Genomic DNA, 9848 nt, shown 5'->3' with positions numbered 1-9848 from the left:
TTTTCAAGCAACTTTAGAAAAGTCATTTAGAAACAATCACTTACAACCGAAACACTCAGCAACAAAACCAAGCACCTCGAACGAAGGCGGCGAATAATACGCGATTAACCTAAACGGTCAACACCTTTGTGAAGATTTATTCAAGGACCGCAGCGGCTAAACACGCTGTTTTCCTTGCTCTTCTCTGCCTGAGCAGCGAAGAGGCGCGCATAATACCGGTGTGACATTTTGAGTCAACGGTTTTTATGACAATTCCGTGAATTAGTCATTGGCAGCCTGGTTAGTGAACAATTTCCTGTGTATTCGTATAAAAAGCAGGCCGTAGCGGCTCGGTATCTTCAATTAACGCTGTTTGATAACCTACGCCCACTGTTTGTTGCGACTCGTTTTTATCGACGGATAAGGAACGACGCAGCAGTCTCTTCTTCTATTGTTTTCAATCTGTACCGGTAAACCGCTTTCATGGCCAAGAACGCTTCTTCTGCGACATCGTCACATACACCAATGATGCAGCAGTACTTCAAGATCAAAGCAGAATTCCCCGACACCATTCTTTTCTACCGTATGGGTGATTTCTACGAGCTGTTTTATGACGACGCCAAGAAAGCAGCTCACCTGCTGGACATCACCCTCACGGCTCGAGGCAAGAGCGACGGCCAGCCGATTCCAATGGCCGGCGTTCCCTACCACTCGGCAGATAACTACATTGCCCGCCTGGTGAAGTACGGTGAGTCAATCGCCATTGCCGAACAGGTTGGTGACCCGGCGACCAGCAAGGGGCCGGTAGAGCGCAAAGTGGTTCGTGTGATTACCCCGGGCACGCTGACCGACGAAGCCTACCTGGATGAACGTTCCGATAACTTGCTGGCGTGTATCTGTGGAGAAAAGGACACCATCGCCGCAGGTGTTGCCGGCATTGCCGTGTTGGAAGTCAGCTCTGGTCGTTTTTCTGTTATGGAAGTTGCTACTGAAGAAGAGCTTCTGGCCGAGATCGAACGTCTGCGCCCGGCGGAAGTACTGTATAGCGACGACCAATCTCTGCCAGAAGCATTGGCTGAACGAGCCGGTGTGCGCAGTCAGGCGCCGTGGCATTTTGAATCTGACACCTGTTTCAGACTGTTGACCCAGCAATTGAAGACCAAGGACTTGCGTGGCTTTGGTTGTGAGGGAATGACCCAGGCTGTTCGCGCTGCCGGTGCTCTGCTGCACTACGCACGCGATACCCAGCGCAACGATCTGCCGCACGTTAGATCACTGCAAGTCGAACTGCCGGACGATGCCATCATTATCGATCCTGCGTCACGCCGTAATCTGGAAATAGACATTAACCAGCAGGGCGATACCAGCCATACCCTGGCATGGGTAATGGATAAAACGTCTACCGCTATGGGCAGCCGTTTGTTGAAGCGTTGGCTGAACCGTCCGGTACGTCATCGTCACCTGTTGGAGCAACGTCAGCAATTCATCAGCGAGCTGCTCGACTCAGGCCTGTGGCAGGATATTCAACCGCTGCTGCGTAACATTGGTGATATTGAACGTATCTTATCCCGTGTTGCACTGGGCTCTGCTCGTCCACGTGACCTTGCCCGTCTGCGTGATGCTTACACCGTACTGCCGGATCTGCGTCGCGATCTGGAAACCATCGACTGCCAGCAAGCCAAACAACTGTGGACCGATGTACAGGAATTCCCGCAGTGGGTTGAACGCCTGCAAGCCGCCATTATTGAAAACCCACCGGTAGTGATTCGGGATGGTGGCGTTATTGCGCCCGGTTACGACGAAGAACTGGATGAACTGCGTGGCTTGAGTGAAAACGCCGGCGACTTCCTGGTACAACTGGAAACCCGCGAGCGTGAGCGTACCGGCATCTCGACCCTGAAGGTCGGTTACAACCGGGTACACGGCTACTACATTGAAATCAGCAAGGCGCAGTCAGGTGAGGCCCCTACCGAGTACATTCGTCGCCAGACGCTCAAAAACGCCGAGCGTTTTATCACGCCAGAACTGAAAGAATTCGAAGACAAGGCACTTTCAGCCAAATCCCGTGCGCTGAGCCGCGAAAAGCATTTATACGAACAGCTGGTGATTGATCTGGGTATGGACTTGCCTGCCCTGCAAACCAGCGCTGCCGCTGTTGCCGAGCTGGATGTTCTGGTAAACCTGACGGAACGTGCCGACACTTTGCGCTTCAGCCGTCCACAATTCACCGACGAAGCGGTTGTGGATATTCAGCAAGGCCGCCACCCGGTGGTCGAATCGTTGATTGATGATCCGTTCGTAGCCAATGACACTCGTCTGGATACTCAACAACGCATGCAGATTATCACCGGCCCGAACATGGGTGGTAAATCGACCTACATGCGTCAGGTTGCACTGATCGTATTGCTGGCTCATATCGGCAGCTACGTGCCTGCGGATGTTTGCCGCCTGGCCAGTGTTGACCGCATATTCACTCGTATGGGTTCCGCCGATGATGTTGCCGGTGGCCGGTCTACCTTTATGGTGGAAATGACCGAAACCGCGAACATTCTGCACAACGCCACCAGTAACAGTCTGGTGTTGATGGATGAAGTGGGACGAGGCACCAGTACCTTCGACGGTTTGTCACTGGCGTGGGCCAGCGCTGCACACCTGGCCGAGAACATTGGCGCCTACACCTTGTTCGCAACGCACTACTTTGAAATGACGGCACTGCCGGAAAATCACGACAACGTCGTCAACGTGCATTTGAAGGCCACCGAGCACGACGACAAAATCATCTTCCTGCATTCGGTGGAACAAGGCCCAGCCAGCCAGAGTTACGGTTTGCAAGTAGCTCAGTTGGCCGGGGTTCCAGCCAATGTGATCAACGGTGCCCGTGCTCAGCTCAGCAAACTGGAACAAGGCAGCCTGCCGCCAACCAGCCAGAATTTCTCGCAGCCGGAACAGCCTCCGTATCAGAACGATATGTTTGCCAGCCTGCCATCGGCAGCAGAAACCCGCCTGAAAGAACTGCAGCCGGATGATCTGACGCCACGCGAAGCGCTGAACCTGCTGTACGAACTGAAAGGCCTGCTGTAACCCGCCGTTCTGCCATCACAAGCGACATTCAACCGACCGTCGCTTGTGAAGCTGGCCATCACTACCTAGAATTGCATCCAATAAACCCGAGCAAAGAACTCGGGTAAATAACTGATTAGCTATGTGCCGATCCCGGCACGCAAACGAATTCTTTCAGGAGAGATCCCATGCCGTTTGTTGTCACCGACAACTGCATCAAGTGCAAATACACCGACTGTGTCGACGTCTGCCCGGTTGACTGCTTCTACGAAGGCCCTAACTTTCTGGTGATTCACCCGGATGAGTGTATCGACTGCGCCCTGTGTGAGCCGGAATGTCCTGCCGAAGCCATTTACTCGGAAGACGAAGTACCAGCTGGTCAGGAGCAGTTCATCGAGCTGAATGCTGACCTGGCTGAAGAATGGGCTGGCAACAACATCACCGAGCGCAAGGACCCGCTGCCAGACGCCGAAGAGTGGGACGGCAAGGAAAACAAGATCGAGCTGCTTGAGCGTTAATCGGATGTGAACCGGCGCTTTAGCCGGTTTGATAACGTGCCGCCTGACTGGAAAACATCCGGTCAGGCAGGCGGCGCCCGACCGGACAGAGAGTGCTGAACGGTCACCTCCCCCTCAGAAGGTGTCGCTCAATCGTCACCGACACGATGACAAGAGTGAGCCTGCTCAGGCTTCACCAAACAGGGTTTCAGCAGTCAAACCCTGGCCTTCCATAATTTCACGCAGACGCTTCAGTGCTTCGACCTGAATCTGGCGTACACGCTCACGGGTCAGGCCAATTTCACGACCCACATCTTCCAGCGTGCTTACCTCATGGCCGCGCAGACCAAAGCGGCGAGCCAGTACTTCACGCTGCTTTTCAGGCAGCTCATCAATCCAGTGTTCCAGATTGCTCTGGATATCATTGCTTTGCAGCTCTTCACTTGGGTCTGAAGAGCGCTCATCGGCGATGGTATCCAGAATGGATTTGTCGGAGGAGTTACCCAGCGGGGTATCCACAGACGTCACGCGCTCGTTCAGTTTGAGCATGCGTTTTACGTCTTCCACCGGCTTTTCCAGCAGTTCTGCGATTTCTTCTGCGGATGGCTCATGATCCAGTTTTTGGGTCAGCTCACGGGCAGCTCGCAGGTAGACATTCAGTTCCTTGACCACATGAATCGGCAGACGGATGGTACGGGTCTGGTTCATGATCGCACGCTCGATGGTCTGACGAATCCACCAGGTTGCGTAGGTAGAAAAGCGGAAGCCGCGTTCAGGATCGAACTTTTCAACTGCACGGATCAGGCCGAGATTACCTTCTTCAATCAGATCCAGCAGCGCCAGACCGCGATTGATGTAGCGTCGGGAGATTTTCACCACCAGACGCAGGTTACTCTCGATCATGCGACGACGGCCCATCTCATCACCTTTGCGGGCCAGACGTGCGTAGTGCACCTCTTCCTCGGCAGACAGTAATGGCGAGAAGCCAATCTCGTTCAGGTAAAGTTGGGTTGCGTCCATTTCCTTGTAGGAAGTGTCCGCAGCGAAGCGTTCTGGTGTTTCCTCGGCCTGCTGTTCTTGAGCCTCGGTTTTCATTGCTTCTTGTTCGTCGAAGATCTCTTCATTCAGGTTGCGCTGTTGAAGTGCCATGATCATTCCCCCGCCTATGGTTTTTTTTGTCCTGCATCACCTCTCATTGGGTAGATACAGGAACCATGCCAGAACGGTTGAAAATCAATCCAGGTGGACTACCGTTGTGGCAGGTAGAGCAGCGGATCAACCGGTTTACCGTTCTTCCGGATCTCGAAGTGGAGTTTCACTTCGTTGGTTCCGGTAGAACCTGTTTCGGCAATTGTCTGTCCAGCTTTAACAACTTCTTTCTCGCTGACCAGAATCCGACTGGCGTGGGCGTAGGCGCTGAGGTAGGTGTCATCGTGTTTGATGATGACCAGGTTCCCATATCCTCTGAGCCCTTGCCCGGCGTACACCACAGTTCCCGCTGCTGCTGCCATTACAGATTCCCCCAGCGCCCCGGACAGATCAATCCCCTTGTTGATTGGTTTATAGGTCGAAAATTGAGCCTTTAAGTCACCTTGAGAAGGCCATTGCCAAACCAGAGGTTCGGTACTGTCAGCAACCACTGGCGGCTTTTGACCACTCGCAGAAATCTCACTGGAAGATGGTGAAGGTTTTGACGCAGAAATTGACGGTTTGCTGACAGGACTTGAAACTGCTGGTTTTTTGACCACTCGGCGGGAGGTGCCGGATTTCCGTACGTCAATTTTCTGACCAGGATAGATGGTGTATGGGCTTGGAATACCGTTGTTGCGGGCCAGATCCATATGGTCGACCCCATAACGCCAGGCAATGGAGTACAAAGTGTCACCCTTGGCTACGGTGTAATAACCAGATGAACTTTGCGCTGTCCCTCTTTGTTTATAGACCACTCGTTCAGAATCACCAAATTTCTCCTCGACAGAGATAAAGCCGCCGGTTCCGGAGCATGCCGTCGTCAAAGTGGCTATTGTGACTATCGTGACAGCGTACAGGCGATTCATGATTTTTCCGGGTCGGGTAAATTTTGACACCTTGAAGTGACAGGTTTCCGTTAACAGGCGCATCCCTGAACCAATTTATACAAGGTGAATTAAAATTCCATTGTTTATGCTTATTAAGTATAAAAAAGAGGAGCAGTTACCAGATTTTTTTTATCAGGCCACCAATGAACGGTCGGACATCAACATGACCGACCAAACCCCACTATTCTTTAACATTTTTCTCTGGATTTCCCCGAGCGGCGATCCATTCCAGTCCCAGCACCAGCGCAGCACCGGCAATCATTAATAGAATCGCCAGCATCAAATCCGTTCCCATGTCCGGCAGCACGTTCATCTGGTTAACCGGCACCGTCTCGCCTTTGCTGTTGATTCGGGTCGTCAGGGTTTCTTTCCATGGCCACACCTTCACCAGTGAGCCCACCATAAAGCCTGTCAGTACCGCAAAAGTCGCTTCTTTCCAGCCAGCCAGCAGCCAGGTCAGAAAACGGGAGAAGCTCATCAGGCCAATGACTGCACCAGCGCCAAACAACGCCATGATGGCCAGATCGAAACTTTTCAGCGCCCCCAGAATGGGCTCGTACAGTCCCATCAACAACAGAATAAAGCTGCCGGAAATGCCCGGCAAAATCATGGCACAAATGGCAACGCTGCCTGCCAGGAACACAATCAGCGGTGTTGCTTCTACCGAAGTAGGTGAAGCTGCACTGATGCCACCGGCAATCAAGGCTCCCACTACCAATAGCACCATGCGTTGTGGATTCCATTGTGTGATCTCACGGCCGACATGAAATACCGAGGCGATGATCAAACCAAAGAAGAAGGCCCACAACCAGATCGGGTAATGAATCAGTAAATAATGCAGTCCTTTGGCCAGCGACAGCAGCGCCACCAGAATGCCGCTACCCAATACCAGCAAGAAGGTACCATTAATGTAGCGCCATGCGGCTGCGGGCCCTTGCGAGAACAAAAGCTTCACGGCTTTGGCGTCGACCTTGCGAATGGAGCCCAACAGAGTGTCGTAAATACCGGTTACGAATGCGATGGTGCCACCGGAAACGCCGGGCACCACATCGGCAGCGCCCATCGCGATGCCTTTAAGAAACAACCACAGGAATTGCATGGAACGTCCTTGCCTGAGAAAGAGATTGGAAAACTAGCGTTGTACGCCGGATAAGAAAGGTACGAACCAGGCATCTTCCAGCTCTTTGGTGACAAAATTGTCGCCGTGGCGGGTGATCAGCACCAGTCGTTGTTGTTTGCGGCCACCCACCGGCATCACCAGTCGACCGCCGTCAGCCAGTTGTTCCTTCAACGCTTGTGGAACCTGCTCGGGTGCTGCGGCAACCAGAATACCTTCAAACGGGCCTTTCTCCGGCAATCCCCAGCTGCCATCGGACAGCGAGCAGGACACATTGCGGTACTTGAGGTCATACAGACGGTTACGAGCCCTGGCGTAGAGCGGCTCGATGCGTTCGACCGAATACACCTGATCAACAAACTGCGATAGCACGGCCGACTGATAACCGCAGCCGGTACCCACTTCCAATACACGCCCCAGACGTGGCTGCTCGCCCAACAGAATTTCTGTCATGCGCGCCACGGTGTAAGGCTGACTGATGGTTTGGCCATGACCAATCGGCAATGGCGTGTCTTCGTAAGCTCGGTGAGAAAGGGCTTCATCCACAAACAGATGCCGTGGGATCGACGCCATCACCGCCAGAACCTGTTCGTTCTTGATACCGGCATCGCGCAATCGTTGCACCAGTCTGTCACGGGTTCGTTGTGAGGTCATGCCAATGCCGCTGACCAGCTGGGTTGTCACCTTGTTATTCTCCTCGTTTACCCCAAAACCACCTGCAAGTGTTCCAGCGCAGCGTGGTGTGTCATGTCCATCTGAATCGGCGTAATGGAAACGTAGCCGTGTTCAATGGCATGAAAATCGGTTCCTGGCCCGGCGTCTGCAACCGCTCCAACCCCGGCAATCCAGTACAGCTGTTTGCCGCGAGGGTTGGTGGTCAGTACCGGGTTATCAGACTTGAGTCTGTGGCCCAGCCGGGTAATTTTGTGGCCGGCCAGTTGTTCATACGGAACATCCGGCACGTTGATATTGATGACGCTGTTGGCTGGCAACTGCAAACGTTCGAGTTTTGGCAGCAGCTCAATAATAACCCGGGCAGCAGTTTCAAAATGCTGTTTGCCGACCAGCGAAACCGCCACCGGCGTTTTGGCCAGAAAGCGGCCTTCCATCGCGGCAGCAACGGTGCCGGAATAAAGCACGTCATCGCCCAGGTTTGCGCCCGCATTAATGCCCGATACTACCCGCTCGCACTGTCCTTCAAACAGTGAGTTAATGCCCAGATGCACACAGTCGGTCGGTGTACCGCTGACACTGACAAAGCCGTTATCCAGGGTGGTTGGCAACAACGGGCGATCCAGCGTCAGGGAGTTGCTGGCACCGCTGCGATCGCGGTCGGGCGCAATCACCGACACCTGATAGCCGTTGGACTCTAGTGTCCCAGCAAGCATTTTCAGGCCCGGCGCTTGGGCACCGTCGTCGTTCGATAGCATCAAATGCGTCACGATTTGTCTCCTGTCATTCCGGTGCTGTCGGGGCTGGAGCCAGCTCCCGTTGTGGTTCTTCGGCAACCAGAATTTCCTTCAACAATGAAGTTGCATAATAACCGGCCCCGAGGCAAAAGCAGACCTTCAGGGAGAGGGAATTGTCGGCTTCTGCCAACCAGGTCCAGCTCATGGCTTCCGGCATTACCACCAGAGAACGGCGTTCCTGACTGAGGCCACTGTGCTCCAGCGCATCCAGTACGTCCTTGTAGCGGAACAGCACGCCCGCTTCAAAACCGCCCAGTTCACCGCTCACCAGTGAACGGCCACGGCCCCACATCGGACCGGTTGGCAAGCCTTTGTCGTCAAGCATTTGCTCGGCCGTATCGTGTGCCAGTGAACGATTCCAATGGCCACAAGCCACCCGTGCCGCCAGCACTTCATTGAACAGGTAAGACCGAACCGCCGACAGGTAAATGCTTTTCTTGTTGGCGTTACGAACGCGCATTTCACGGCGCAGCATTTTGATGCCCGCTTCAATATTGCCGCCGTCATGGCCAAAACGCTGATCACCGAAGTAGTTCGGGTAGCCGCCCTGCTGAACCTGTTGCAGGTTGTGCTCCATCGCCTCGCGATCGCCAGTGACGTTGCGCAGGGTAATCACAAAGCGGTTGCCCAGCAGATCGCCACGGCGCAGCTTTTTGTTGTGACGGGCCTGGCTCAGCACCTTGAACTCGTCATGCTGAATCGAGGTAAAGTCTGGCGTTTCGCCTTTGGGCAGATACACGCTGAACCATTGTTTGGACACCGAATGGCGGTCCTTGAGGCCAGCAAAGCCCACGTCGAGGTCACGGACACCAGCAAAACGGGCAATTTCAGCCGCTACAAAAGCGGTGTTGGCGCCGGTCTTTTCCACCCACATCCAGACGTGCTCGCCTTCGCCACAGGGCATGGCCAGCGGCAATTCATCGACCAGAAAATCCTCTACCGCCTGTTTCAGCGTGGCTCGACCATCGGTTTGTGGCAAACCTGACGGCCACCAGGCTGGCCATTGTGGCAAGGGCTGTACGGCCACCGACTTGTCTTCCGCTGGCGTCGAAGGAGATCGGGATGATTCGTTTGGGGTGTTGGCTTCAGTCAAGGTGTGTTTCCGACAGACAATACGTTCGATAGAGCGCAGGCTCGGCGAGCCTGCGCCGGTGTTAATTGGAAGACGCGACGATCAGTGCGACCGCGTGCACAGAAATTCCTTCCTTGCGCCCCACATAACCCAGCTTTTCGGTGGTGGTGGCTTTGACGTTGACGTCATCAAGACGCACGTTAAGGTCAGCGGCAATGGCCTGACGCATATTGCTGATGTGCGGTGCCATTTTCGGTGCCTGGGCAATGATGGTGACATCAACGTTTCCTACCACATAGCCTTTGTCAGCAATCAGGCTGACTACATGACGCAACAACATGCGGCTGTCGGCGCCCTTCCACTGCTCATCGGTATCCGGGAAATGCTGACCAATATCGCCCAGCGCGGCAGCGCCCAGCAAGGCATCGGCCAGTGCGTGCAGTGCCACATCGCCGTCAGAGTGTGCCTTGAGGCCGTGGGTATGAGGAATTTGTATGCCGCCCAGCGTAATAAAGTCGCCTTCGTCAAAGGCATGTACATCAAAACCGTGTCCGATTCGCATGGCGTTACTCACTC

General features: G+C 54.1%; 9 protein-coding genes. 2 read left to right on the top strand and 7 right to left on the bottom strand.

The features are described from left to right. Positions 1 to 462: 462 nt before the first annotated feature. Positions 463 to 3060, top strand: a complete 2598-nt coding sequence (mutS, locus tag ACXADJ_RS00395; protein WP_475061854.1) for a DNA mismatch repair protein MutS — start codon at positions 463 to 465, stop codon at positions 3058 to 3060. 167 nt (positions 3061 to 3227) lie between these two features. Next, positions 3228 to 3557, top strand: coding sequence for a ferredoxin FdxA (fdxA, locus tag ACXADJ_RS00390; protein WP_028293729.1), 330 nt, complete (start codon positions 3228 to 3230; stop codon positions 3555 to 3557). Positions 3558 to 3722: 165 nt separating this feature from the next. Here fdxA and rpoS read toward each other — a convergent pair whose 3' ends face one another. The 7 genes from rpoS to ispF all read right to left on the bottom strand — a co-directional run bounded on the left by rpoS (position 3723) and on the right by ispF (position 9834). Next, on the bottom strand, positions 3723 to 4685 hold the full coding sequence (gene rpoS / locus ACXADJ_RS00385) for an RNA polymerase sigma factor RpoS (protein ID WP_028293730.1): 963 nt from the start codon (positions 4683 to 4685) through the stop codon (positions 3723 to 3725). Positions 4686 to 4783: 98 nt separating this feature from the next. Beyond that, a complete protein-coding gene (locus tag ACXADJ_RS00380) occupies positions 4784 to 5593 on the bottom strand; it encodes a peptidoglycan DD-metalloendopeptidase family protein (protein WP_475061852.1) in 810 nt (269 codons plus the stop codon). A gap of 202 nt (positions 5594 to 5795) precedes the next feature. Beyond that, positions 5796 to 6713 carry a DUF368 domain-containing protein gene (locus ACXADJ_RS00375; protein ID WP_475061849.1) on the bottom strand — a complete coding sequence of 306 codons (918 nt, stop codon included), beginning with the start codon at positions 6711 to 6713 and terminating at the stop codon, positions 5796 to 5798. A 33-nt stretch (positions 6714 to 6746) separates the two neighbouring features. Beyond that, positions 6747 to 7385 carry a protein-L-isoaspartate(D-aspartate) O-methyltransferase gene (locus tag ACXADJ_RS00370; RefSeq protein WP_475068078.1) on the bottom strand — a complete coding sequence of 213 codons (639 nt, stop codon included), beginning with the start codon at positions 7383 to 7385 and terminating at the stop codon, positions 6747 to 6749. Positions 7386 to 7432: 47 nt separating this feature from the next. Further along, positions 7433 to 8173 (bottom strand): 5'/3'-nucleotidase SurE, encoded by a 741-nt coding sequence (surE, locus tag ACXADJ_RS00365; protein WP_475061847.1) that lies wholly within the window; start codon positions 8171 to 8173, stop codon positions 7433 to 7435. Positions 8174 to 8186: 13 nt separating this feature from the next. Continuing rightward, entirely contained in the window at positions 8187 to 9293 is a 1107-nt protein-coding gene (gene truD, locus ACXADJ_RS00360; RefSeq protein ID WP_475061845.1) for a tRNA pseudouridine(13) synthase TruD, read from the bottom strand. A 61-nt stretch (positions 9294 to 9354) separates the two neighbouring features. Beyond that, positions 9355 to 9834, bottom strand: a complete 480-nt coding sequence (gene ispF, locus ACXADJ_RS00355; RefSeq protein ID WP_028293735.1) for a 2-C-methyl-D-erythritol 2,4-cyclodiphosphate synthase — start codon at positions 9832 to 9834, stop codon at positions 9355 to 9357. Positions 9835 to 9848 lie beyond the last annotated feature (14 nt).

The sequence above is a fragment of the Oceanobacter sp. ABM4_470 genome (genome assembly GCF_056158645.1).
Note: the sequence above shows the minus strand (reverse complement) of the source record. Positions and strands in the feature narration are given on the sequence as shown.